Genomic DNA, 25041 nt, shown 5'->3' with positions numbered 1-25041 from the left:
GGCGGGTTTCTATTTTTTTGCGCTTTCTTAGTCTAAAAAAGCACGTTGGTGAGGCAGTTGACCGCTACTTCGCTAGTTGTCCCTCGATCGGCACAACACAGCTTGCGTGGTATCCCTTAGGGCCTTGCTCCACCTGATAAGAAACCTGTTGACCGGCTTTGAGTGTACGGTATCCGTCCATTTGAATGGTTGAGTAATGAGCGAAAATATCGCCGTCTTCACCTTCTGGGCAAATAAAACCGAACCCTTTGGCATTATTAAACCATTTCACTGTACCTGTAGCCATGCTATACATCCCTCATGCATTTTATAACTGATGTTTTTTAAAGAGAAACCTCATTCTGTTGCTTAACTTTGATGAGTTCTCAAAAGTGAATAGCGATTCAGCCTATGCTTAACGTTAGTCACTAATTGACCAATTTAGACGATGATGCAACGCAGTCAATAGGACGAACGTATAAAAGCACACAGTTTTATATGAAAACTCAATTTTGCAATTGCAATTATATAAATTTGTCATTTGCAAATCGCGAAGCAAATTATTAGCGAGATTGCATATTGGTGTTGAGGAAATGAGCAATCACACTATTCGTGATCGTCATTCGCAATGTTTTATTTGCAGCGTTACAATTGCTGCATTAGTCTCTAAGTAGGAGGCGAAATTCGTTGAAGTGCGAACTGAATAGACAAGTCAAAAAGGCTAGGATTACAGCACTTTATAGTTGAATTCTCTTTAGAACGTCCTCAAATATTGAAGTGTCATGAGTAAAAATTTTGAATGGGTCTCTCCAGACTTTGATTTGCTGGAGAAAGAAAAAACGGCAGTTAAGCCACCATCTATGTATCACGTTGTATTGAACAATGATGATTACACGTCGATGGACTTTGTAATTGAGATTCTTGAGCGCTTTTTCTCTATGGATATAGAGAGGGCGACGCAAGTGATGCTCAAAGTGCATTACGAAGGAAAAGCAATATGTGGCACGTTTACTGCAGAAGTTGCAGAGACGAAAGTCGCTCAAGTTACGATGTACTCAAGGGAAAATGAGCATCCACTCTTGTGCACGATGGAGCAAGCGTAAGCTTGCCAGACAACGTGGTTGTTCCTTAAGGAGGCCTTATGCTTAACAAAGAATTAGAGTCGAGTCTAAACGGCGCGTTTGCTCGGGCACGAGACAAAAGACATGAATTTATGACCGTCGAGCACCTCCTACTTGCATTGTTGGAAAACGATGCAGCGCGGGAAGCCCTGTTAGCCTGTCAAGCCGATATCGATGTATTGCGTCGTGAACTGGATACCTTCATTGACCAGACAACGCCACTCATCCCTAAAAACGATGAAACACGCGAAACTCAACCCACATTGAGTTTTCAACGCGTGCTGCAACGTGCAGTATTCCATGTGCAATCTTCTGGTCGCAGTGAAGTGACTGGAGCAAACGTGCTTGTTGCGATTTTCAGTGAGCAAGAGTCACACGCGGCTTATCTGCTCAAGAAAAACGACATTAGCCGCTTGGATATTGTTAACTTTATTTCCCACGGCATCACTAAAGCCTCAAATCATAACGAAGACTCTTCTTCGGAGTCGTTTGGTAGCGAGAGTTCCGAAGAAGTGAGTGCCGATGAACGCCTAGAGAGTTTTGCGACGAACCTGAACCAACTTGCTAAACAAGGTCAGATTGATCCGCTGATTGGCCGTGACAAAGAGTTGGAACGTACGATTCAAGTCCTGTGTCGCCGTCGTAAAAATAACCCACTGCTAGTGGGGGAGGCGGGTGTCGGCAAAACCGCGATTGCGGAAGGCTTGGCATGGCGAATTGTGGAAGGTAATGTGCCTGACGTGATTCAGCACAGCGTGATTTATTCCCTCGATATTGGTTCGCTGTTAGCTGGCACGAAATATCGTGGCGATTTCGAAAAACGTTTCAAATCGATTTTGAAACAGCTTGAGAAAGAGAAAGACGCGATCCTGTTTATCGATGAAATTCATACCATCATCGGTGCGGGTGCGGCTTCTGGTGGTCAAGTGGATGCGGCAAATCTGATTAAGCCTCTGCTCAGTAGCGGTAAACTGCGCTGTATTGGTTCCACTACGTATCAAGAATACAGCAACATCTTTGAGAAAGAGCGAGCCCTGTCTCGTCGTTTCCAAAAGATTGATATTGTTGAGCCTTCGCTTGATGACACCACCAAAATTTTGATGGGTCTGAAAACCAAGTACGAAGCTCATCACGATGTACGCTATACCAATAAGGCGCTGCGTGCTGCGGTTGAGCTTTCAGCGAAATACATCAATGAGCGTCATCTGCCAGATAAAGCAATTGACGTGATTGACGAAGCCGGCGCACGTGCTCGTTTGATGCCAGCGAGCCGTCGCAAGAAAACCGTCGGCGTGGCTGAAATTGAAGCCATGGTAGCGAAAATGGCACGTATTCCTGAAAAATCGGTTTCTTCATCTGATAAAGACATTTTGAAAAATCTGGATAAGCAGATGAAAATGTTGGTATTCGGACAAGATACTGCGATCGATGTGCTAACCGAATCCATCAAACTGACTCGGGCCGGATTGGGCGCGGAGCATAAACCAGTGGGTTCATTCCTGTTTGCAGGCCCAACAGGGGTTGGGAAAACAGAAGTGACACTGCAGCTTTCAAAACTGCTTGGCATAGAGCTACTGCGTTTCGATATGTCTGAGTATGGTGAACGTCACTCGGTAAGCCGTTTGATTGGTGCTCCTCCGGGGTATGTGGGTTATGACCAAGGTGGTTTGCTGACTGATGCCGTTATCAAGCATCCTCACTCAGTAGTTTTACTGGATGAGATCGAAAAAGCGCACCCCGATATCTTTAACTTGCTATTGCAAGTAATGGATAACGGTACGCTGACGGATAACAATGGCCGTAAAGCCGATTTCCGCAACGTTATCTTAGTGATGACGACTAACGCGGGTGTTGCGGAAACAGTGAAAAAGTCGATTGGTCTGATTCAGCAAGATAATAGCCACGATGCGATGTCGGAAATCAAGAAGGTTTTTACCCCAGAGTTCCGCAACCGTCTTGACCACATTATTTGGTTCAACAGCTTGGATGAGCGTGTGATTCATCAAGTCGTTGATAAGTTCATTGTGGAGCTTCAAGCCCAATTGGATGCTCGTGGCGTTTCTCTGGAAGTGTCAGAGGATGCTCGTCATTGGTTGGCGGTGAAAGGCTACGATAGAGAAATGGGTGCGCGTCCGATGGGACGTGTAATCCAAGAGCAATTGAAGAAACCTCTGGCTAATGAGCTGCTGTTTGGCTCACTCGTAAATGGTGGAACAGTAAAAGTTTCATTGAGTGATGACAGACTCGCTTTCGAGTATTTCGCGACTCGTGAAGAGGTTGTTCATTAACACATATAAGTGTTTCGTGAAAAATACAAAAGGCACCCTAAGGTGCCTTTTTAATGCGCAGTGTTTATTGCGTTTATCTTGCTTCAGTTAAATCAATTAGCCTTAACTCAGCAAGATAAATATGGTACCTGTTAATGTCATCAGAATGTTGGCGATCGCATAGGTTCCAGCATAACCAAGTGCTGGGATAGTTGATTTTGCATATTCATTTACAATATCCATTGCTGGCGCACAAGTTCTCGCGCCAATAATTGCACCAAATAACAAAGCACGGTTCATCTTTAGAATGTAAGCGCCAACCAAATACGCGAATACCACAGGCACTACGCTAACTAAAAATGCTAGGCCAATCACCTGCACACCTACTTCAGACAGATGTTGGAACATTTTGCTACCCGCATTCAGCCCGATCCCAACCATGAAAATGGCTAAACCAAGGTCTTTGACCATATTCAGTGCACCTTGGGGTACATAACCAAAAGTGGGGTGGTTGGCACGCAGGAAGCCCAAAGTGATCCCAGAAAGTAGGAGCCCTACGGCATTACCTAAGCTGAACGAGACTTGACCAAAGGTCATGGTGACCAACCCAAACAGAATCCCAAGAATAAAGAAGCTGCAGAAGGCAAGCAGATCAGCCATTTGGCTGTGTACCGAGATAAAGCCGATTTTATCGGCCAGTCCTTTTACTTTACTTTTCTCACCGCTGACTTGCAGGACATCACCTTTGGCGAGCACGATATCCAGATCCATCGGCATTTCGATTTGCGCACGAACGACTCGGTTGAGGAAGCAGCCGTATTCCGAAAGGTTAAGGTCGGAGAGACGTTTTCCCGCAATGCTGTCACTTTTTACCACGATCTCTTCTTCTGAAATACGCAGGTCAAGTAGGTTGCGGTCAAACACCTCTTTCCCGTTACGAAAGCTGGGGTCAAGACGTGCATGGCTATCTGGATAACCGACTAGAGCAATTTCATCGCCTTCCTGCAAAATCGCATCCCCATCAGGGTGTGCCAGAATGCCATGACGACGGATACGCTCAATATAACAACCCGTCTGACGATAGATGCCAAGTTCACGTAGGTTACGGCCGTCAATCCAGTTAATCAGTTCAGGACCAACCCGATAGGCGCGAATAATGGGAAGATACACTTTACGTTGGCTACCAAGACCACGTTCCTGAGCGATTTGCTGCGCTGAATCAGACAAGTTTTGTTTTTGTAACTTAGGTAGTAGCTTAGCGAACATGATCATACTGATAAGGCCGATTAGGTAAGCCATTGCATAACCTACCGAGACATTATCTAAAACCAGTGACAGATCCATATGTCTTGGAACAGAGGCCAAACCTGAGTTGAGAGCATCTTGTGCACCTACCAACACTGGTGTTGATGTTAGCGCTCCCGCCATCATGCCGGCGGATAAGCCGTAATCTAGATCGAGGTAATAGCCACCAAAGTAAGCAATCCAAGTTGCAGTGACCAGAACCACCAAACTTAGAATCAAGTAATGCTTACCATCACGGAAAAATATGCCAAAGAAGTTTGGACCTGCTTCAATGCCCACGCAGTAAATAAACAGCATAAAACCAATGGTCAATGCTTCTGGGGTGAAGGAGAAGCCTAAGTGTCCCATGATCAGCGAGGTGATTAGAACACCAATGGAATTACCTAACTGGAAACTGCCAAAGCGAATTTTTCCAAAAGACAAGCCAATGGCGAGGACTACGAAAATCAGCAAAATTGGATTTTGCTCTAGTAACAAAACGACATCGATGTTCACGATTTAACTCAATTCACGCGTGACAAGAGGGGGGAATGATAAAATTTTGGGAATTGTATCCGAATATTGCAAAAAGATAAGTGAAATTTTGCTCGAATGCTCATTCTTTGGATCGAGATAGCTCAAAAGTGTGTACATAAGCATGAAATCATAGTTAACAAAAAAGCCTGCGAGGTTCGCAGGCTTTTGGGTGATCGATATTTGATTAATCAAATAGTCCTAGGTTTTCTTTTGCGTAAGCTTCGAAATCAGTACAACCACCGATATGTTGCTCATCGATGAAGATCTGTGGAACGGTTTCGACTGGTTTACCAATGGTTTTCTCTAGATCCGCTTTGCTGATGCCTTCCGCATGGATATCTACATAGCGGTAGTTAAAATCATCGCGTTTCTCTTTCAACGTTTCTGCATGCTCTTTAGCACGAACACAGTAAGGGCAGCCAGGACGACCAAAAATCACCACAAACATAACTTTCTCCTTCATTTTGTTTTCGGCTACTATGCCCGATTCAAGTAGGGAAATAAAGTGAGATTTTCCACTTAATTTAATAGGTAAAAACTATCGTTATTCAGAGAGTTAACTTTGCTTAACAAACACTTGTTGCTCGCAGTTGTGTTGGAAGAAATTGAAAATACTCAACTTAGGTGTGAGGTTGTGCAAGAACTAACAGTTTTTTTGTGGTTAATTCCGGCAAATTGCACTGGGTCAAACAAATTTCTTAGCTTTGGGCGCAATCTATTGGCTGTCTGACGTATCGGAGTTTTTGGAGGGTGCATGTTTCAGTTTATGACGGCGACACGGATCATTTTTGGTGAAGGATCGTTAGAAAGCTCCCTGTCAGTTATTAGTCAGTATGGCTATAGCGCACTGCTGGTTTCTGGGAAAAACTCTGAGCGTTATGCGTCGCTTCTTAACTACCTACATCAGCAGAATATGCGCTATCAGCATGTTGCGGTAACTGGGGAGCCGAACATCTCTATGGTAGAGGAAGCTGCGGCGTTAGGTCGACGATTCAAACCTGACATGGTGATTGCGATTGGCGGAGGTAGCGTGTTAGATATGGGGAAAGCGGTGGCTGCCATTATTCCCAACCAAGGTAATGTCTATGACTACGTCGAGGTGGTTGGGCGTAGTGTCCCTCTCAAAGCCAAGCCTCTCCCTTTTATAGCGATACCAACAACAGCGAGTTCTGGTTCAGAAGTCACTCGTAATGCGGTACTCAAGTCGGCACAAGATAGGGTCAAAATCAGCCTGCGTAGCCCTGATATGTTAGCGGATGTGGCCATCGTAGATCCGACATTGACTTATGGTACCGATCCTATTACTTCGGGGCGAGGGGCTATGGATGCTTTTACACACCTGATGGAAGCTTATGTGTGTGGGCAGCCAAACCCTTTAACCGACATGATTTGTGAGGAAGGCATGCGGCGGATAAGCCGAGCGATTATTCCCGGTTGTCTGCGAAATGATAAAAATGCGCGAAGTGACCTCTCGTTTGCTGCCATGCTAGGCGGTATGGCTTCAACTAATGCCAAATTAGGAGCGGCACATGGTCTTGCATCTGCTCTTGGTGGTAAATTGGACGCCCCTCACAGTGTAATCACTGCCCGATTAGCACCGTATGTGATGAGTGAAAATATTGAAGCAGCAAAAGAGGCGGGACGTAACGACATCCTGCAGCGTTACAAGGCTATCGCTCGCATACTTACAGGCCGCAAAAATGCGTGTCTGGAAGACGGTATCTTATGGGTAAATATGATGCTAAAGAGGTTGTCTATTCCTCATTTGACAGATTTTGGTGTTTGTTCTACCTCTTTTGAACGAGTCGCGGCAGATGCTCTGAAGTCAACTTCAATCAAAGGTAATCCAATCCCACTCACCATCGAACGCCTGACTCATATTCTTCACCAAGTTTGCCCATGTCATAAAGTAGACGGCAATATGCCTCAAATGTTACAAGGTGAAGTAGAAATTCGTCACGTATTACAGGAAGAGAGCGGTCATTTAAGTGGTCAACACTGATACGCGGGGGCGCTAGAGAAAATAACGGTGCCTAATGGCTCCGTTATTTTAAGACAATTTATTTTGTTCTAGTAAGGCGGCAATTTGTCGTAGCGTGAGTCTTTCAGCACTTCTTTAACACGTTTTAGATTTTCTCTAAAGCCAGAACCACGACGTAGGGTAAAACCTGTTGCAAGGACATCGATCACCGTCATCTGTACCACGCGACTTGCCATTGGCATGTAGACATCGGTATCTTCTGGTACATCAAGGCAAATTGACAACGAACTCGCTTTGTCGAGTGGTGAATCCTTGGCAGTAATCGCGATGACTGTAGCGCCATTTTCGCGAGCTAAGTTAGCAATTTCTACTTGGCTTTTAGTACGCCCAGTGTGCGAAATCAGCACGATCACATCATTATCCGTACAGTTAATACAGCTCATACGCTGCATCACAATATCTTCAAAACAGCTGATCGGAATGTTAAAGCGAATAAACTTATTTTGCGCATCACGCGCAACGGCTGAGGATGCTCCCAAACCAAAGAAGGAGATGCGCTTGGCTTGAGTTAATAGATCCACCGCACGGTTAATTTGCACTGGATCTAGACTGTTTTTTGCCACATCCAAACATGCCATGGTCGATTCGAAAATTTTATGGGTGTAGGCATCTGGGCCATCATCTTCTTCTACATTACGGTTAACGTAAGGTGTGCCGTTAGCAAGGCTTTGAGCTAAATGTAATTTAAAGTCTGGAAACCCTTTAGTATCAAGTCGGCGACAGAAACGGTTCACCGTTGGCTCACTCACGTCAGCCATTTTCGCCAGCGTAGCGATGCTAGAATGAATAGCGGTTTGTGGTGATGCCATAATCACTTCGGCAACCTTACGCTCAGACTTGCTGAAATTTTCCAGGTTTTTTTGAATTTTTTCTAATGTATTCATAGTGTTCACGCAGGCTAGAGAACAACTCGTTAGTTTGGGATTCGAAAACAATCGGTAATTAATCAAGAGCTTCCGGATAATTACCCTACCAACGCCAATAAACCGAGTATAAACCTAAGCGTGATAAATCCAGAAATGAAACTCTCATAAAGACCGTGAGAATATGACAAGCCTCAATTAAATTTTATAAAAACTACACTTTTGAGGGGGGATATCAAGCAGATATCTCAGCTTCTAGCCCATGATTGATGCAAGAGTTACAGCAATCTGAAATTTTATTTCTGTTTTCTGTAACTCTTGGCTAAGGTTTATTGGTTAAGAATGTTCTGAGTCAAGTGCTCGATTTGTTGCATTAGTTTCGGTGCTTGCTTCGCGATTTCACGTTGTTCATCTAACACTGTGCGGAGAATATCCTTAGTCGTGAGCGGATTTGCCAGCACAACACGGAAGACGATGGTAGCCAATTTATCCCATTGATATGGGTTTAATTGGGTGCGCGATACGAATGATTTTCCAGTTTCCCGTTGTTTCTTCTGAATAAATTTGGTCAGTTCATTAAGTAATTCATTCAGTTGGGTGCGTTGTGTGCCTTGTGATTGCATTAACGCGACACGTACGTGAATTGGCAGATAGCGGTAGGTTAGCAAACACAGCTCCGGTTGAGAAACCAACTCAAAGTCAGCCTGTTCATCAATTAAATCGGCAAAATAGCGAGCTTTCTCAATGCTCTGATTAATTAATAGTTCATAACCAGGACGGCTGATGATGTGCATGCTGGCATAAACCAACATCGCCATGCCTGAACGTGAACCTTCCAATGTATGACTACCTAAGTCTTTAGAGCCTTGGCGTAGAATATACTGTGCGTGGTGTTCAATTGAACGCATCGCATTAGGGTCTTTAAACAATACCATGCCAGCACCCATAGGGATATAGAGCTGTTTGTGTGCATCGATAGTGACAGAGTCGGCAAGTTCAACTCCATTAAGAAGCTCGCGATAGCGATTGGACATTAAGGTCGCACCACCCCAAGCCGCATCAATATGGAAATGAATTTGTTCGCGTTGGCAAATTTGCGCAATTGCGTGGAGTGGGTCGATGTTGCCGGTTTCTGTGGTTCCTGCGACCCCGACTACAGCAAATACTTTGATATTCTGTGCTTTGAGATCCGCAATTTTCTGTTCTAAATCTTGTGGGCAAATCTTGTTACGATCATCGGTTTTGACTGCGATCAGGCCTTCTTGGCCTATCCCTAGTACATCGGCAGCTTTTTTCAATGAGTAATGGCCACGTTCGGAAACCAAAATCGCCAACCCTTCATACCCGTAGTGACGCATGGCCTTGAACAGCCCCGCTTTTTCTACACCGGGAAAGTTGCCTTCTGCTTTAAGTGCATTATTGCGTGCCACCCATAAGGCGGTGATATTTGCTATCGTTCCCCCAGAGCAAAAAGCGCCTAATGAATGATCTGCGCTATGCATCCATTGCTGATAAAAATGATCAGTTTGGCCGTAGATTAAGCGATGAATCATACCTAAAACCTGACGCTCTAAAGGTGTAAATGCTTTAGACGTTTCAATTTTTACCAAGTTTTGGTTTAGGGCGATCATGATCTTTGACAGTGGCATCAAGAAATAGGGGAGTGCCGAGGTCATATGGCCGATGAAACTTGGCGAAGCGGTATGTACCGAATGTGACACCAAAGTATCAAGCAGGTGTTGAGTATGATCGGAGACAAATTGAGGTTGCTCAGGAAGATGCGCATTAGAAAAATCTTTCTCAATTTCTTTAAGTGGCTTTTCTTCGGCAACAATATGTTTACGTAAGAATAGGTTTAAGTTGCGAGAGAGCTCTTCATCGATTTTGGTTAGCGTTGAATCTGGACCTTCCGGAACAGTGAAGATCTTAAGCAAAGAATCGAAGCTAACTTGCGCAGATTTTTGTTCTGATACCATACAGCGTCATTATTATTTTGATTGATGAGTTTCAAGCGGAACAATCTAATTCAAAACGGGAGCAATGTCCCGTCTTAATTCGGAAAGCCTTAGTTGCATTTACGAGGAGGCTACGGACACTGAATCGTATCGACTTTTTCAATCGCTTGATTATAACGATTCATCGCCGATTCAATTTTTTTAGGATGGCTGAGTAGGTCGGCTAATGCAGAACGCAGTTCATAGTTTTTCGGATGAGGAGCGGCTTGTCGGTCGGCAAACGTGATTTTGGCTAGCTGACCAAGTTCATCATCTCGATTGGCCAGTTGTTTGATATCAGGTTGTTCAAGTTTCAACCAAGATTCAATGTGTTGAGCTGTGGCAACTTTGGTCGGATCATTCTGTAAGTAGTAGTGAACGGCCGCACGGTTTAATTCGAAGTGGTGTTGTCTTCCCGTTAGAAACCACTCGCTCACTTCGGTCAAGTCTGGATACTGTTCACTCGTTAGCTTGGTGAGGTCCGCATACCAGTTAAGGGATGCATCGATATAGGCATCGTATTTTTGGCTTAGGCAAGTGTTATCTGCATAGGCAGAGGCCGACATGACCGACATCAGTAAAGCAGTGCTCAGGCGATTCATAATGTTTCCTTTTGAATTGTTATTTTTGGTTGTTTTTGATGGGACTTCACTGAGGTATAGCATGCTCCCTTTCTCACGAAAAGGCAGTCAGAAGTGTTGACTGCATTACCAAGTCGTTGAGGGAAATCTACTTATAAAATATTGGTTGCTAAATTGTAAAACTCAAGACGAAGCATTGTAAATGGTTCGAGCGGGAAATCCTGCGATCTAGCTTGCAAGAGAAACAAAGAAAAGGATGAGCACAGGAACTAAGAGACTCAAAATAAACCCACTCACAATTGCCACTGGAACACATTTGACTCCCCCAGTGGTTTGAATTACTGGGAGTGTGAAATCCATAGCCGTTGCCCCTGCATACCCAATCACAGTGCAGGGTTTACGACGAATGAGCATGGGGATTAGCACTAGAGCAACAAGTTCGCGCAGTAGCTCAATCATAAAGGAAGCACCTCCTAGCACAGGGCCGAAAGCATCACCAACGAGAATACCGGCCAAAGAGTACCAACCAAAGCCAGAAGCCATCGCCAGAGCTTGATAGAGCGGTATGTCTAAAATCCAAGCAGCTATTATTCCGCCGAGCCAACTGGTTGCGATAATGATGGCGGCGATCACCATTCCGTGTTTATTGAGTAGTATTTGTTTCAGCGATAAGCCGCTATTGCGGAGTTGAATACCAATAAAAAACAGTAAGATAAAAAGAATCCAACTGCCAGCAGATTCAACCCAACTCACATCCAGTTGAAAGAGTACACCGGCAATCAATCCTGCGCCAACAACGAGGATTAATTTAGCGGATTCCAACATCATGCTTGAAAGTGGTAACTTCTTATGCGTGGTATCTGTGCTTAATGGTAAATATCGGTCAACTAACGGTAGTGCAAGGAGATTGCATCCTCCCAAGAGCACAAAAAAAACCGCAGTATATTTAACAATGGTTTGCAAGTTACTTTGCAGATTATCTAAACCCGCCAAGCTCAACCCCATTAGAAACAGAATCACATACACCAAATGGGATGTTGCGCGACTTAATAAATGGAGATGGGATGGATTACGCAGCGTAAAAAGGTAACCCACAACAAGTGGAGCAAAGATAAATATCATCCCTGACAGCATATATCCTCACAGCAACTCTTCAGATGCCACTCGCATTGATGACATCACTGAGCTTATTTTTAAATTCTATTTCACTTAAGTTACTGAGTTTATACAAAACCTCAGCGCCTTCAGTGTTGATCTCTACATCGTGCTCATCAAGCGCCTCATCTTGCTTTCTGAACATCAGCAAATGATGAGCGATACGAGCAATGTCAAGATAACTAACCTCATGGCGATCAGCAACGAGTTCACAGTTGCAGGAAACCTCTAAAAAGTCGGTATCAAAGCCCCAGTGGCGTAGCACTAATTGGCTGATAGGAGAGCACTGTGATTGGAAAATGATCAATGCAATGTTGGGATCCAAGTAGTTGCCATTTTGTAGATATAAGTGGTACTCGTTGACTAAACAAAATAGCCCAATGTCGGCTAATAACCCTACCAAAAGGGCTTTTTCGAGTTCAAGGTACTGATATTTTTTGCTATCAACACACTTAAAGGTCTGAGTGACGAGTAACATTGTCGCTCCCAATTCACGCGAAATGGTGGCGCTTTTAACTAATATCCGGTTACAGTCTTTACTGAGATTAACAGAATGTTTCAACTGTTCAATGGCTTGAGCTGTAACAATATCACGAACGCGCAAGATGCCTAGTCGAGAAACTGCGGTGACAATGTCGGTGCAAGTAATGTTACGTCGATTAAATACTACGGAATTCGCAACTCGAATAACGGTAGCTGAGAGACCAGGATCTTCAATCAGGCAGTCGGCGATATCCGTAATGGATGTCGACTCGACTAAACATAGCCTCTGAATTTTTAAGACAACATCTGGGATCGGTGGAAGGGATATTTTTCCAGTGCTGATAGAAAGCTCGACCAATTGCGCAAATTCACTTTCCAATCCTTGGATAAGTTTATGTTTAGTTTCTGGTAGCCAGTAAAAAGATAGATGACTCATAAAATACACGATCAAGCAAAGTTGAGTTCATTTTAACTATCGCTAAACTAAATAAGCAAACGGTTCCACACATTTTGCGAAATGCTCTGGTCTTTTCGTTGAACTATTGAGCGATTTGATAAATGTGGTTTAAGAATAAAGGAGCAACAAAAATTTGACGCTGTGATATCAGTCTCATAATATGCCGCAAAAGAATTGCACTGGTGTGAGATAGATCCGGACTTATTTTTCTCCGTTAACTATCATTACCTTCACAAAATAAGCAAGCTCATACTAAAGATTGAATAGACTTGCTAAAGATTTCATTTTTTCGCTTTATTGCTGCTATCTGGAGATCTTCCTTAATCGGGGACAATGATTAAAGGATCAATGGATATGAATGAGCAACAATTTTTCGACTACGTAAACAAGTTTGGCGCATACCAAAAACGCTCGATGTTTGGCGGGATTGGGCTGTTTCAACACGATGCAATGTATGTGTTGGTCAGCGATGATCGTATTTTTGTCCGTGGTGGCGAAGAGCTCGATCCAGAGCTAGTTGCCTTGGGGTGTGAGAAATATCGCCATGTTAAAAAGCAGACCACCGCAACGGTAAACTATTATGACATTACTGATTTATATGATCAGAATCACCCAGTGCTCGATTCGATTATCGAGCGTTCGATTCAGTTTTCAGTGAATCAAAGAGAATTTCAACGTTCTGCAGCCAGTCGCCGTTTGCGTGACCTGCCAAATATGCAACTTACACTGGAGCGTATGGTAAAAAAGGCAGGGATTGATGATGTTGAAACTTTTATGAGTTTGGGGGCACCTGAGGTGTTCAACAAGGTGCGTCAAGCTTATGGCAGTGATGTCGATGTGAAATTGCTGTGGAAGTTTGCAGGAGCGATTGAAGGTATTCATTGGAAGCTGCTGCAAGAGCCGCGTAAACGTCAGCTACTCGAAAGTTGCCATCAACGTCAGTAACGTGAATCGAAAACAACAAATAAGCCGGGATTTCCCGGCTTATTTGTTTGTGTTGTTGCTTCAAGTCAAAGCTAGAAATTAAAACGAGCAGTAAACATCAGCTGGTCGTTATAAAAGTCATTGAAGCGTGCTTCTGCGCCAAGAGAGAACAGCTCAGTAGAGTGGAAACGCGCATACACGGAACCTAGCCAGTCATCGTTGTTATCGATAGAAACATAACCCGCTTTGCCGCCCACTTCTAACTGTGGACCTAACCATTGGCGAATGCCGACATTCAGTTCCATGCCAGTATCTGCGCTAGAACGACTACGGTCATTGACTAAGCGAAATAGCATTTCACCAGTCACGTCCGCCCAATTGTTGACTGGAGCATGAAAGCCAAATCCAGCCGCGACATCGTAGTCGCCTTCAAATTCTGAGTCGATACGAGCAATAGCATGAGCATTAGGATGCACAGAACGGCTCATCGCAGCACCAAAAGTAACCGGGCTAGCGCCGATGCGCGCTTCTACGTAGTCATAGCTAAAGTTGCTCATTACGGTACGGCTATCATTATTATTACCATCAACAGCGAATGCTGAGCCAGCGGTAAGAAGTAGTGCAGTTGCAATGATTGTTTTACGCATAATTTAGATAAACCTATATCTTCTGATTAATTCCAAGGCCACTGCCCGCATATTTGCAGCGACTGAAGCCATAAAATCGACTCCGGATGCATGGTTTGACATCATAAGGCATTGATGTATCAAGCTACTATCAAAAAATGTCAGAGTTTTGTCGTTCAGATGAAATTTAAGCAAGTTAAGTGCCAGATTGCTATTCGCCAAAGCTTATTCTTTTGGCTGAGATCGCATTCAGAATTTTTTCTGCATCCAACACTTGGATCCAAGGCATTAAATCATCTTCATTTTCAATCACGTATTGAGTCAGTTGCTCTTTGACCGCTTGGCGCAGCTGTTCGCCATGCCATGGCTTAGCAATGTAAAAGTGTAAGCTCGCATGGTTTACCGCTTGAACGGTATCTTCGAGTCCAGCTTGGCCAGTGAGTAACATTTTGCGAGTTTTAGCTGTGTCAGCTTCTTGATTCAGTTCGATCAGAAATTGGATTCCGGTCTGCTCTGGCATGATGTGATCACATAGGATGAGCGCAAGTGGGTTTTCATCTTGCCTATAGTCATCAATTACAGATTTCGCTTCCGCAACTGATTCGGCTGCTTCAATAATAAAATGCTCTTCAAAGCAATCGAGATCTTGCACTACACTGTCGAGCACTTCTCGTTCATCATCCACACATAAAATCAGATATTTATTCATGGCTTACTCCTTGCCAAAGTGGGTGCGACTGAGGGAAGCCACACCGTCATGGTGGTGTAGAGGTTAGGTTGGGAGTCGACGTCTATCCACCCCTGATGTTGTAGGATTATTTGTTGACATACCGATAGACCAATCCCGAGACCAAAATTGCCTTCACGTTTGGTGGTGTAGTTGAGGGCGAAGATTTGCTCTTTAAGTTTTTCTGGGATCCCACAGCCGTTATCGGTGAAGCGAATCACGGCATAATCAGTCTCTTGATGGCGCTGTAGTTCAGTTTGAATTTGCAACACGCCGTGTTCTGGAAATGCATCTATCGCATTGGAAATCAGATTAGTCCAGACCTGCTGTAATGCGATGGGTAAACAGTAAATCAACGGTAACTGAGCGTATTCTTTTTCTACGCTGTGTCTTTTGAGCCGATTTTCAAATATGACGAGAGTATCTTCTATGCCTTCGTGAATATCAGTGAGTCGATAGGTTTCATCATCGGGTCTGGCATAGCCTTTTAGGCTTTTCACCATATCAGCAATACGTTGTGCACAGACTTGGATGGAGCGTAAAGTGCTGCCAGTGAGATGATAACTTTCCAGTTGTTCGAGCTGCTTCTGTGCGCTTTCAGGGCGACTTTTAGCCAGTTGGATCATGGTTTCATCTTCATCGAGCCCCAACTTCACCATTTTCTTGGCAATTAAACGGTGGTGAATGAGGGCTTCCAACTGCTTAGCTTTACTGCGTTCTTCGGAAGTGGATACGGGTTTGGCTTGCATTGCTTTATTGAGAAGTTGTGCACCTAATAGTTCAGTTTGGGCTCGTTCCCCCCCTTCAATTAAATGGCCTATATGACTAGAGAGAGTTTCGGTTCCACGTAATATGGCGGCGACAGGGTTGTTGAGTTCATGGGCTACACCGGCTACAAGTTGGCCTAACATCGCCATTTTTTCACGCTCCACTAACTGCTGATGAGCGGATTCGAGTGAGTCGAGGGTTTTTTGCAGTTCCAGTTTGGTGGTGATGCTGCGTTGTAAGCGTCGATTAAAATGGCGCAGCAGTAAGTTAGTAAAGAGTGGCAATAAACTGGTATCGTTGTGCATGACTTTGGCGAACACATCACGATCGAGTTTGATCACTTCGGTTTGCGTTAAGGTAATTGCGGTAGAGAAGGAGGGTTCGCCAGTGACAAAAGACATGCCACCCACAATATTACCTTTTTTATGGCGCACGACTTCACGTTGCTGACCGAGGTCGTCATTTTTATACAGTGCAACTTCACCTTCGGTGATAAACCATAAAAAGCGGTTTGGTTCCCCTTCCTGAGTCAGTATGTGTTGCGCTGAATAAGTTCGGCAGGCTTGCGTTTCATCTTTTTCATCAAAAAACTGGTACAGCGCGCCGATAACTTTTTCAGCTAGTTCACTGTCGGATAAACGATGATAATCTGTGATGAACCCCTCACGATAACTACGCATTTTATTATCGATATGCGCACGCAGTAGGCGTTGTTGGTCGAGTACTGTGCTGTAGGTGAGGATGTTATCCTTGTCGTGTTCGAGTACAAAAGAGGTTAATTCTTGGACTGCTGTTTTACGTAACACATTGTCTTGTAATGGATTGGTGAGGCAATAGTCTAATCGCCCTTCGTTAACCGCGTTGAGAATGGCTTGAATATCTTGCCCACAGCTGACTAAAACTTTTCTCGCATGTTTGGTGTGAGAAATCTTATCCAAGCGGATCAAAAATTCAGCGCCATTGAGTGCTTCATGGTGACTGGCTATAACTAAGGCTGCGATCTGTTCATGTTGTTCAAGAAACTCAAGCCATTGTTGAGCTTCAGTGATGGATTGCGCACTGCAAACATCGAACTTGTTGGCCAAGCTAACCAACTCTTGGTGCCATTGTTCAATACTGACCGGATTGTTGTCTAAAATGAGCAGGGCGTACCGATTCACAACCTATTCTCTCTCCATTTTTCAAGCTGTTACTGTAGCAGGGATGAGGCTTATGAAGTGGGAGCCGAGTTGGAGAATTTCTAATCGACAGTGTTGCAGTTCAATACTCTGATTTAATTCATACTTTTCCCGTTGTTTGCGCAAAGATTGACAATTATTTGTATCTTGTACGACTTTCGTCACCTAAACTAAGCAAACTCAATCCCAAGGAAACGTTTAACTATGAAATCAATAAAAATGATCGGTGCAGTGGGTGGGGCTGTTGCGCTAGGGTTATGCTGGCCGCTTGCGGTTGGGCAAATCGGCGAATCAGCCATTAAGGATGGCCTAGCCAATTTTGAAAGCGCCTCAACCAAAGCGGAGCTAGTGAATTATCAACGCGGTTATCTGTCGTCACAAATGCAGACGCGTTACCGCATAACTGATCCTGCGATTGTTGCGCAGTTAGAAGCAGAAGGGATCCCAACCGAAATTTTGGTCGACAGTAAATTGACTCACGGCTTAATGGGTGTGTCGGCTGTGTCTACCTTGCCTCAATTTCCGCAATTCCCACTGCAAATATTGTCCAATACGCACCTTAATGGCAATACCGATTACACAGTGAAGCTGGATCAGTGGAACTATGTGTTCCAAGGTGAAGAGCCGGTAACGGTTACTGTTGAACCTGCGCAAATGGTGGGTTCGGTCACCACCTTAGGTGAAGTGACATTCCAGCTCAACATGCCAAAAATGATTTTAGATTTTGAAAATCAAGCACAAATGGTACTTAGTCAGATTTCTGGTGATGGCCAAGGTAAAGAGAGTGAGGGTTTGTGGCTAGGTTCGCAGAGTTTCAAACTCGATAAACTGAGCGTTAACCAAGCTGGGCAAACTGAATTTGATGTGGATGGTTTTACTTATCATTTTACCTCTGCGTTGGATGGTACTCAGACACGCTTTACTACGGCGCATCAAATGAAAGTTGCCAATGCGAAGTACAGCGAAGGCGAGTTTAAAGATTTTGCGCTTGATTTCACGCTAGGTGATCTCGATACTGCGGCGACTACCGCGCTTTCAAAGCTCTATCAAGGCTCAGCAGAAATGACGGATCAAGAGGTTGAGCAGATTTTACCGCAGGTAGAAACGCTGTTTAATAAAGGTTTCTTTATTTCGATTGATAAGTTTGCGGCGAACATTTCCGGTGGTGATTTTGCATCGAACTTGCGTCTTTCTGTTCCGGAAGGCACACAAAATGTTCTGCAAGATCCTATGGCGGTAGTACCTGCGTTGACTGGACAAACCAAAACCTTTATTTCTCACCAGTTGGTTGAAGCTTTCCCATTTATTCAAGAAGGCATCGATCAGTTGATGATGATGGAAATGATGAAACAGGATGATAAAGGTTACACCTTAGATGCTGAAATTAAAGAAGGTAATCTGGTGTTTTCAAGCGGAAAGACCATGCCTTTAGTCATGTTGTTAATGCCTTTGATGATGTCGCAAGGTTAAAAAATTATTTTGTTGATATTTGCTCAGGAAAAGAGGCCGAAAGGCCTCTTTTCTCGCTTTTTATCTGATGAAAAAAGTGGTATTAATCACAACACTTTTCGTTAGCAGGAGCAAAGAACACATGGAGCACAACACCGATACGGTTTATAACTTTAGTGCGGGCCCAGCGGCATTGCCTAAGCCCGTCATGCTGCAAGCACAAGCTGAGTTTGTAAACTGGAATCACCTTGGCACTTCGGTGATGGAAATTAGCCATCGTAGTAAGCCGTTTATCCAAGTTGCCGATGAAGCAGAGCGTGATCTGCGTGATCTGCTGAATATCCCATCCAATTATAAAGTGCTGTTTTGCCAAGGCGGAGCGCGTGCACAGTTTGCTGCGGTACCTCTTAACTTGTTAGGTGATGCAGACACGGCAACGTACATTGATGCGGGTTACTGGGCAATGAGTGCAGTGAAAGAAGCGAAGAAATACTGCACTGTTGATGTTTTCGATGCCAAAATCAAAAAAGAAGGCAAAATTGCGGTGCTGCCAGCCAGTGAGTGGCGTATCGCCGATCAGGCGGCTTTTGTGCATTTTTGTCCCAATGAAACTATCGATGGTATCGAGATCAACGATCTACCCGTGACAGATAAGCCTATCGTTGCCGATATGTCTTCCACCATCTTGTCTCGTGAAATCGATGTATCGAAATACGGCGTAATTTACGCCGGCGCGCAGAAGAATATTGGACCAGCGGGGATTTGTATCGCCATCGTCCGCGATGATCTGCTCGATTTAGCCAGTGATTTGCTACCAGGGGTATTGAACTACAAGATTCTTGCCGAGCAAGACTCAATGTTTAACACGCCACCCACTTTTGCTTGGTATCTGTCAGGCCTAGTATTTAGATGGTTGAAACAACAAGGTGGCGTGAAAGCGATTGAGGAAGTGAACCGTGCTAAAGCAGCGCTGCTTTATGGTTACATTGATGCCTCCGATTTCTATCGGAACGAAATCCATCCAGACAACCGTTCACTGATGAATGTGCCATTTCAATTAGCAAAACCTGAATTGGATGATACCTTCTTAGAATTGGCGGAAGCGCGTGGTTTAGTTTCACTGAAAGGTCATCGTGTTGTTGGAGGGATGCGTGCTTCTATCTATAACGCGATGCCGTTGGAAGGTGTACAAGCACTCGTCGATTTTATGAAAGAATTTGAAGCGCAATACGCGTAATTCATCTGTAAGTGATGCTTTCATTGCTAACGAAAAAGGCTTCCCTTGGGAAGCCTTTTGTCATGCTCGACTCAGCATAAAGTAGAGTTTCTAAACGGTAGTGGCCTGTACGCCAAATTTGCGTACGGAATACGCTACTCGTTCGGCTGGGGTGGGGTAAATTAATGCCGCACCGAGACTTTCAATATGTTGTAAGCGTGGTAGCAGCCCAGCACCGTTGGCAATTTGAATGGCAAGACCTGGGCGAGCATTGAGCTCTAACACCATTGGACCTTCTTCTTTATCTAGAACCATGTCGGTGCCAAGGTAGCCCAACCCTGTCATTTCCCATGCGCTAGCGGCTAATGTGAGCAACCTCTCCCAGTGTGGAACGACTAAGGTTGAAAGATCTTTTCCTGTATCAGGATGATGCGTTACTGGTTTATTAAATTGCACGGCACGTACTGCTTTACCGGTGGCAATATCAATGCCCACGCCCACTGCACCTTGGTGCAAGTTTGCTTTGCCATCGGAGGCTGAAGTAGAGAGGCGCATCATCGCCATGACTGGGTAGCCTTTAAACACAATGATGCGCACATCGGGTACGCCTTCGTAGCTAAAGCCATCAAAGCAGTCATCAAACTTGATTAGGTTTTCAACGACAGCTACATCATTTTTTCCGCCAAGAGAGAAGAGTCCGGCTAACGCGTTACTGATGTGGCGTTCCACATCCTCTTTATTCATGGTTGAGCCAGAAGGTTTAGTATACACCCCATCCTTATGAGCGGTGACGACCAAAATGCCTTTACCACCACTGCCTCGCGCGGGTTTGATTACAAAGCCCGGCCACTCTTTCACCATGTTGTGAATGCTTTTTACATCACCTTGATTGCTGATCACGCCAATCAGTTTAGGCACCGTACACCCAGCACGCTGGGCGATGAGCTTGGTTTTGAGCTTATCATCCACCAAAGGGTATTTGGAGCGATCGTTATAGCGTCCGATATAAGCATGATTGCGCTTATTCATCCCCATAATGCCTTTATGGCGCAGCTTAAACGGCGAAGTGTAATCAGAAAGCGAAAACGAGAACCACATTACTTCTCCTCCACCAATGGTTTGAAGCGACGCAGTTCAGAAATTCGATATCCCGTATAAGTACCGAGTAACAAGATAACCGCTAATACAACTAGCTGTAACCCAATAAAGTTAAAGGTGAGATGCTGTACATAGGAGTTTGTCATCGCGAGGTAGATAAGAATCGCAGTAAACAGCGAGCCACCACCTTGCAACACTACTTCTTTGGCACCTTCTTCTTCCCACAGAATAGACATCCGCTCAATCGTCCAAGACAAGATAATCATAGGGAAGAAAGTGATGGTTAAACCTTCAGTTAAACCGACTTTGAACGCCACTACGGTAAAGACCGAGATAATCAAAATGACCGTGATGATGACGGCGGAGATCCGCGCGACCAATAATAAGTTGAGTTTGGATAGATAACTACGGATCACTAGACCTGTACCGACAATCAGTAGAAAACCGATGATACCGGTGGTGAGCTGAGTTTGAACAAAGGCTACGGCGATCAAAACCGGCATGAAAGTACCAGAGGTTTTCAGGCCAATGATGACACGCAAAAAGACTACGATCAGCGCTCCAATTGGGATCAGCATGATGGTCTTAAACATTGCCTGCTCTTCGAGTGGCAAGCTGTGGATCGATAAATTCAGTAAACCGTCTGCCTCGACTTTGCTGTCGGTGGCTTGCTGAGGTGTCACTTTTTGCGAAATCATACTGAACATGACTTGGCTGTTTTGTCCACCCACAACATCGAGTAAGGAGATGTTCGACTCATCCCAAACCAAAAGATTTGGATGTGTTGGTTGAGTGCCCGTTTCAGGATTAAACAAAATCCACGCCTTGCCATTCCACACTTCATTCATGTGCTGGATCGACTGGCGACGGCGGCCATCTTCAAGCTGAATCACACCAACGACTTTGTTGGGTACTTGTGCGTATGAGAGCAGTTTTTGAGTGGCTTCTACTTTGCTCATTTTATTGAGTAGCAATGAAGCATTTTGGCTTTCTGAATCGTTGAGCGCTTTAATCAGTTCACGAGTAAAAGTGACGTGATCGGCAGAACGTTGAGATGCACTGTCTATCAAGGCGATGGCTGCGGATTCTTCTGGACCGTCAAATGTGGGTTTAGCGATCTCTTGTGTGGGTGGAAGTTGAACGGCTTTAGCCTGAGGGTCAACCAAAAACTGTGCTTTGTAATAGATGGTCTGTGGGCCACTGGCTTGGCGAACTGACCACTCAATACGACGGCCAGAATCAGTGTTGAGGTAAGAGATGCCATAACCCGGTGATGACGCGGTTTCGCTAATTAGGGTATAGCCTTCTTGAGTGAGTGGTGCGGCAAGGGAAACTTTGGCTTCTTTGCCTTGGGCGTTAAATTCAATTCTGGCTTCAACATCCCACACTTGGCGTGTTTCACTGGGTGTCCAAGGTACACCATAATCTTGGTGACGCAACACACTGAGTGTAATGCCGGTCGCAAATAGCAGGAAGACAGAAATATAAAAAGGGATTTTAGAAGTCATTATCTCGCCTATTTTTGTTCAGTCTGAATGTACTTTCGGCTGACATCAACCAAAGCGATGTCACGGATAAACTCACGGCCAAGTAAAACCGGATGGCTCATTTGCGAGCGGTCCGCAAGAGTAAATTGGGCTTTTTCGTGGATCGATCCTAATTTTACCCAAAGTTCAACTACGGCTCGGCGCTCAGTGTTTTCGTTGGTGGACTGACGAATGCGAACATAACGTACCACAGGCGCTTCAATCCAGTTGTTTTCGGTTTTGGGATTCTTCTCATCGGCAAGGTGGAAACGCACCCAGTTTTTGCCATTACGTTCAAACTCTTCAATATCCACGGCATTGAGCGATGAAGTTGCAGCACCTGTGTCAACTCGGGCATCAAAGGTTTGTTTGATCGCATCAATGGTGACACTCTCGATTTCGCCGAGCACGACATCATGGCGTGGTTTGGTCGGAACGCTGTTTTGTTCATTAGAAGGTTTGGTGGATTGTGCACGTTTTTGCACTGGAGGTGGCGGCAATTTAATTTGGCTGACTTGAGTTTTGAGTTCAACAATCTGCTGCTCAAGGCTTTCAATATAATTATTTTGCTGACCCATTTGTGATTCTAAGTTAGTCATTTTTTGGGTCATGTTGGTTTCAGAGCTTTGAATCGCGGCGAGCGTCGCTTGGTGGTATTCATCGCCATTGGTAAGTGCACAGCCAGAAAGCAAACTCAATGCGGCCAAGGGTGCAATTCGCTTAAACATTTGCGACCTTATTATTTTCTAATGAGTGAATGTATAGAGATGTTATAGCAAAGGATGCGCTAAACATCCTTTGCCAAGGGTAACGTTATACCCCAATTAGCGAGTTAAAACTGTGTCAATTATGGTTTTTTGGCAATTAGAATGGCGCGACGTGGTGCCGGATAACCTTCAACCGTCTTGCTTGGGTCTTGTGGGTCAACGTAATCGGGCAGTGAATTATGCGTCATCCATTCGGTGGTTCGTTGCTCGCCTAACGTTGTGGTGTTTTCATCGACAATACGCACATCGACAAAGCCGGTTTTTTCCAACCACACTTTGAGTGCTAAAGCGGAAGGGAAGAAGTAGACATTACGCATTTGGGCGTAACGATCAAAGGGTACCAAGACAGTATTCTCATCACCTTCTACCACCAAGGTTTCAAGAATTAGCTCACCGCCTGAGGTTAACTGATTTTTCAGTTGTAGCAGGTGATCGAGTGGTGAGCGACGGTGGTAAAGCACGCCCATGCTGAACACGGTATCAAACGCGTTTAACTCCGGCATCTGTTCAATACCAAGGGGTAACAAGTGGATGCGTTGGTCATCACCCAGCAGTTTACGCACCGCTTCAAACTGGATCAGAAACAGCTCGGAAGGGTCGATGCCAAACACTTGCTGCGCGCCTTCACCCAACATACGCCACATGTGATAGCCGTTGCCGCAACCTACATCGAGCACCAAACGGTTTTTGAGTGGTGAGATGTGTGGCAGTAAACGATCCCATTTCCAATCTGAGCGCCACTCTGTATCAATATGAATGCCGTGTAGATGGTAAGGACCTTTACGCCAAGGGTGAAAGGTTTTGAGCACCGCTTCTAGCTTCTTCTGTTCACCTTGTGCGAGTGGCTCATGATTGTGTGCCGCTACCGCATTTTTCAGATCAATCACCTCCGGCTGACCGACCGGAATTTTCTTGAGATTGCGCATCCAGCGATCGAGATCACCGTGCTGCTTAGCTTGCCAATCCGTCAATTGCTGGGGCAGGGTGTTGAGCCATAGTTGTAGCTGGGGATGTTGGGCGATCTGTTGGTAAACGTTGGCGAAGTTGAACATGGGGCTAAATACCTAAACTATACTCTCTGTAAGTTGTTTCCGGTTCATGCTGGCGCAGAGAGTCTCTCAGCATGAAAAACCATTTCGTAGGCAAGCCACGAATAAAATGAGTGATTGAATAGCGAACTGGTTATTTAATCGCAAACATTGAGCCAAAATTAAAGCACTGGAACCAGACTTCAAAACTAGAAAATCCTAGCTTAGCAAAGCGCTCTTTATGATCTTGGATTGAGTCAGGGCGCATCACATTTTCAATCGCGCTGCGTTTTTGGCTAATTTCCAATTCGCTGTAACCGTTGGCGCGTTTAAAATCGTGGTGCAAATCAATCAACAGCTCGTGTGCTTCTTGATCCGAAAACACAAATTTCTCCGACAAAATCAAAATGCCACCCGGGCGTAATCCGGCGTAGATTCTCTCTAGTAATGCGTAGCGGTCATCGGGTGCGAGAAACTGCAAAGTAAAGTTAAGTACCACCACCGAGGCGTTTTCAATTTTGATGTCGCGAATATCGGCTTCGATCACCTGCACTGGCGTGTCAGAGCGATAAGCGTTGATGTGCAGCTTGCAACGTTCAACCATGGCTGCCGAGTTATCGACCGCAATGATTTGGCAGCCTTCTTGTTTGATATGGCGGCGCATAGAAAGAGTTGCAGCCCCTAGTGAGCAGCCTAAATCGTAAATCTGTGAATGAGGTTTAACAAAGCGCTCAGCCAGCATGCCAATCGCGGAGATGATGTTGCTGTAACCCGGCACCGAACGTTGGATCATGTCAGGAAAGACTTCAGCCACACGCTCGTCAAAGGTGAAATCACCGATTTTATCGATGGGTGCGGAAAAGAGAGTATCTTTTGGGTTCATAGCAGACCTCATGGCAGCGTCTTGTACCTGATCCCGATGAACAGGCGCAATAAAAGGCGCGTATTTTATGAAAAATCACAGCGTCTGTC

At 44.8% G+C, this 25041-nt stretch carries 22 protein-coding genes; 6 read left to right on the top strand and 16 right to left on the bottom strand.

The window, feature by feature from the left end; all coding sequences use genetic code 11:
- Positions 1–64: 64 nt before the first annotated feature.
- Positions 65–286, bottom strand: coding sequence for a cold shock domain-containing protein CspD (gene cspD, locus VOA_RS12115; protein ID WP_000190602.1), 222 nt, complete (start codon positions 284–286; stop codon positions 65–67).
- Between the two features lie 475 nt (positions 287–761).
- Here cspD and clpS point away from each other — a divergent pair, with 475 nt between their 5' ends.
- Both clpS and clpA read left to right on the top strand, forming a co-directional pair.
- Positions 762–1082, top strand: a complete 321-nt coding sequence (gene clpS, locus VOA_RS12120) for an ATP-dependent Clp protease adapter ClpS (RefSeq protein WP_000041731.1) — start codon at positions 762–764, stop codon at positions 1080–1082.
- A 38-nt stretch (positions 1083–1120) separates the two neighbouring features.
- On the top strand, positions 1121–3388 hold the full coding sequence (clpA, locus tag VOA_RS12125) for an ATP-dependent Clp protease ATP-binding subunit ClpA (RefSeq protein ID WP_000932410.1): 2268 nt from the start codon (positions 1121–1123) through the stop codon (positions 3386–3388).
- A gap of 102 nt (positions 3389–3490) precedes the next feature.
- Here clpA and VOA_RS12130 read toward each other — a convergent pair whose 3' ends face one another.
- Entirely contained in the window at positions 3491–5167 is a 1677-nt protein-coding gene (locus tag VOA_RS12130; RefSeq protein WP_001018086.1) for an aspartate:alanine antiporter, read from the bottom strand.
- A gap of 205 nt (positions 5168–5372) precedes the next feature.
- Positions 5373–5636, bottom strand: a complete 264-nt coding sequence (locus VOA_RS12135; RefSeq protein ID WP_000498419.1) for a GrxA family glutaredoxin — start codon at positions 5634–5636, stop codon at positions 5373–5375.
- A 306-nt stretch (positions 5637–5942) separates the two neighbouring features.
- Between VOA_RS12135 and VOA_RS12140 the strand changes: the two genes are divergently transcribed.
- Positions 5943–7190, top strand: coding sequence for an iron-containing alcohol dehydrogenase (locus tag VOA_RS12140; protein ID WP_000486147.1), 1248 nt, complete (start codon positions 5943–5945; stop codon positions 7188–7190).
- Between the two features lie 68 nt (positions 7191–7258).
- On the opposite strand, the gene VOA_RS12145 is transcribed toward VOA_RS12140, so the two are convergent.
- The 5 genes from VOA_RS12145 to VOA_RS12165 all read right to left on the bottom strand — a co-directional run bounded on the left by VOA_RS12145 (position 7259) and on the right by VOA_RS12165 (position 12741).
- Positions 7259–8083, bottom strand: coding sequence for a MurR/RpiR family transcriptional regulator (locus VOA_RS12145; protein ID WP_332252481.1), 825 nt, complete (start codon positions 8081–8083; stop codon positions 7259–7261).
- A gap of 338 nt (positions 8084–8421) precedes the next feature.
- Positions 8422–10068 carry a pyridoxal-dependent aspartate 1-decarboxylase PanP gene (gene panP, locus VOA_RS12150; protein WP_000253253.1) on the bottom strand — a complete coding sequence of 549 codons (1647 nt, stop codon included), beginning with the start codon at positions 10066–10068 and terminating at the stop codon, positions 8422–8424.
- A 110-nt stretch (positions 10069–10178) separates the two neighbouring features.
- Positions 10179–10688, bottom strand: a complete 510-nt coding sequence (locus VOA_RS12155; RefSeq protein ID WP_001081090.1) for a hypothetical protein — start codon at positions 10686–10688, stop codon at positions 10179–10181.
- 207 nt (positions 10689–10895) lie between these two features.
- Positions 10896–11801, bottom strand: a complete 906-nt coding sequence (locus VOA_RS12160; RefSeq protein ID WP_000948491.1) for a lysine exporter LysO family protein — start codon at positions 11799–11801, stop codon at positions 10896–10898.
- 19 nt (positions 11802–11820) lie between these two features.
- Positions 11821–12741 (bottom strand): HDOD domain-containing protein, encoded by a 921-nt coding sequence (locus VOA_RS12165; protein WP_000019003.1) that lies wholly within the window; start codon positions 12739–12741, stop codon positions 11821–11823.
- Between the two features lie 375 nt (positions 12742–13116).
- Between VOA_RS12165 and VOA_RS12170 the strand changes: the two genes are divergently transcribed.
- On the top strand, positions 13117–13707 hold the full coding sequence (locus VOA_RS12170; RefSeq protein ID WP_001005360.1) for a TfoX/Sxy family DNA transformation protein: 591 nt from the start codon (positions 13117–13119) through the stop codon (positions 13705–13707).
- Positions 13708–13778: 71 nt separating this feature from the next.
- Here VOA_RS12170 and VOA_RS12175 read toward each other — a convergent pair whose 3' ends face one another.
- The 3 genes from VOA_RS12175 to VOA_RS12185 all read right to left on the bottom strand — a co-directional run bounded on the left by VOA_RS12175 (position 13779) and on the right by VOA_RS12185 (position 16967).
- Positions 13779–14333 carry a hypothetical protein gene (locus VOA_RS12175; RefSeq protein ID WP_001232584.1) on the bottom strand — a complete coding sequence of 185 codons (555 nt, stop codon included), beginning with the start codon at positions 14331–14333 and terminating at the stop codon, positions 13779–13781.
- 190 nt (positions 14334–14523) lie between these two features.
- Positions 14524–15021, bottom strand: a complete 498-nt coding sequence (locus VOA_RS12180; RefSeq protein WP_001046161.1) for a response regulator — start codon at positions 15019–15021, stop codon at positions 14524–14526.
- Positions 15018–16967: an ATP-binding protein gene (locus tag VOA_RS12185; RefSeq protein ID WP_001083001.1), complete on the bottom strand. Its 1950-nt coding sequence runs from the start codon at positions 16965–16967 to the stop codon at positions 15018–15020. The genes VOA_RS12180 and VOA_RS12185 overlap by 4 nt, the downstream gene beginning before the upstream one ends.
- Before the next feature lie 222 nt (positions 16968–17189).
- Here VOA_RS12185 and VOA_RS12190 point away from each other — a divergent pair, with 222 nt between their 5' ends.
- Positions 17190–18455, top strand: a complete 1266-nt coding sequence (locus VOA_RS12190; RefSeq protein ID WP_009355831.1) for a DUF945 family protein — start codon at positions 17190–17192, stop codon at positions 18453–18455.
- 121 nt (positions 18456–18576) lie between these two features.
- On the top strand, positions 18577–19671 hold the full coding sequence (serC, locus tag VOA_RS12195; RefSeq protein ID WP_000400872.1) for a 3-phosphoserine/phosphohydroxythreonine transaminase: 1095 nt from the start codon (positions 18577–18579) through the stop codon (positions 19669–19671).
- Positions 19672–19761: 90 nt separating this feature from the next.
- On the opposite strand, the gene VOA_RS12200 is transcribed toward serC, so the two are convergent.
- The 5 genes from VOA_RS12200 to cmoA all read right to left on the bottom strand — a co-directional run bounded on the left by VOA_RS12200 (position 19762) and on the right by cmoA (position 24952).
- A complete protein-coding gene (locus tag VOA_RS12200) occupies positions 19762–20748 on the bottom strand; it encodes an alpha-L-glutamate ligase-like protein (protein WP_000264324.1) in 987 nt (328 codons plus the stop codon).
- Positions 20748–22256, bottom strand: coding sequence for an inactive transglutaminase family protein (locus tag VOA_RS12205; RefSeq protein WP_000202055.1), 1509 nt, complete (start codon positions 22254–22256; stop codon positions 20748–20750). Before VOA_RS12205 ends, VOA_RS12200 begins: the two co-directional genes overlap by 1 nt.
- Positions 22257–22264: 8 nt before the next feature.
- Entirely contained in the window at positions 22265–23002 is a 738-nt protein-coding gene (locus VOA_RS12210) for an ATP-dependent zinc protease family protein (protein WP_000476333.1), read from the bottom strand.
- Positions 23003–23121: 119 nt separating this feature from the next.
- Positions 23122–24093, bottom strand: a complete 972-nt coding sequence (gene cmoB / locus VOA_RS12215) for a tRNA 5-methoxyuridine(34)/uridine 5-oxyacetic acid(34) synthase CmoB (protein WP_000481528.1) — start codon at positions 24091–24093, stop codon at positions 23122–23124.
- 130 nt (positions 24094–24223) lie between these two features.
- A complete protein-coding gene (gene cmoA, locus VOA_RS12220) occupies positions 24224–24952 on the bottom strand; it encodes a carboxy-S-adenosyl-L-methionine synthase CmoA (RefSeq protein WP_001068376.1) in 729 nt (242 codons plus the stop codon).
- Between the last annotated feature and the right edge of the window lie 89 nt (positions 24953–25041).

Source organism: Vibrio sp. RC586 (assembly GCF_000176715.1).
Lineage (GTDB): Bacteria > Pseudomonadota > Gammaproteobacteria > Enterobacterales > Vibrionaceae > Vibrio.
This window is presented reverse-complemented; position numbering and strand designations above follow the sequence as displayed.

Bases quoted from the DNA above. Each gene is read 5' to 3' on its own strand.
- cspD (WP_000190602.1), bottom strand. From the start codon at position 286: ATGGCTACAGGTACAGTGAAATGGTTTAATAATGCCAAAGGGTTCGGT.
- clpS (WP_000041731.1), top strand. From the start codon at position 762: ATGAGTAAAAATTTTGAATGGGTCTCTCCAGACTTTGATTTGCTGGAG.
- clpA (WP_000932410.1), top strand. From the start codon at position 1,121: ATGCTTAACAAAGAATTAGAGTCGAGTCTAAACGGCGCGTTTGCTCGG.
- VOA_RS12135 (WP_000498419.1), bottom strand. From the start codon at position 5,636: ATGTTTGTGGTGATTTTTGGTCGTCCTGGCTGCCCTTACTGTGTTCGT.
- VOA_RS12140 (WP_000486147.1), top strand. From the start codon at position 5,943: ATGTTTCAGTTTATGACGGCGACACGGATCATTTTTGGTGAAGGATCG.
- panP (WP_000253253.1), bottom strand. From the start codon at position 10,068: ATGGTATCAGAACAAAAATCTGCGCAAGTTAGCTTCGATTCTTTGCTT.
- VOA_RS12155 (WP_001081090.1), bottom strand. From the start codon at position 10,688: ATGAATCGCCTGAGCACTGCTTTACTGATGTCGGTCATGTCGGCCTCT.
- VOA_RS12160 (WP_000948491.1), bottom strand. From the start codon at position 11,801: ATGCTGTCAGGGATGATATTTATCTTTGCTCCACTTGTTGTGGGTTAC.
- VOA_RS12165 (WP_000019003.1), bottom strand. From the start codon at position 12,741: ATGAGTCATCTATCTTTTTACTGGCTACCAGAAACTAAACATAAACTT.
- VOA_RS12170 (WP_001005360.1), top strand. From the start codon at position 13,117: ATGAATGAGCAACAATTTTTCGACTACGTAAACAAGTTTGGCGCATAC.
- VOA_RS12175 (WP_001232584.1), bottom strand. From the start codon at position 14,333: ATGCGTAAAACAATCATTGCAACTGCACTACTTCTTACCGCTGGCTCA.
- VOA_RS12180 (WP_001046161.1), bottom strand. From the start codon at position 15,021: ATGAATAAATATCTGATTTTATGTGTGGATGATGAACGAGAAGTGCTC.
- VOA_RS12190 (WP_009355831.1), top strand. From the start codon at position 17,190: ATGAAATCAATAAAAATGATCGGTGCAGTGGGTGGGGCTGTTGCGCTA.
- serC (WP_000400872.1), top strand. From the start codon at position 18,577: ATGGAGCACAACACCGATACGGTTTATAACTTTAGTGCGGGCCCAGCG.
- VOA_RS12200 (WP_000264324.1), bottom strand. From the start codon at position 20,748: ATGTGGTTCTCGTTTTCGCTTTCTGATTACACTTCGCCGTTTAAGCTG.
- VOA_RS12205 (WP_000202055.1), bottom strand. From the start codon at position 22,256: ATGACTTCTAAAATCCCTTTTTATATTTCTGTCTTCCTGCTATTTGCG.
- VOA_RS12210 (WP_000476333.1), bottom strand. From the start codon at position 23,002: ATGTTTAAGCGAATTGCACCCTTGGCCGCATTGAGTTTGCTTTCTGGC.
- cmoB (WP_000481528.1), bottom strand. From the start codon at position 24,093: ATGTTCAACTTCGCCAACGTTTACCAACAGATCGCCCAACATCCCCAG.
- cmoA (WP_001068376.1), bottom strand. From the start codon at position 24,952: ATGAACCCAAAAGATACTCTCTTTTCCGCACCCATCGATAAAATCGGT.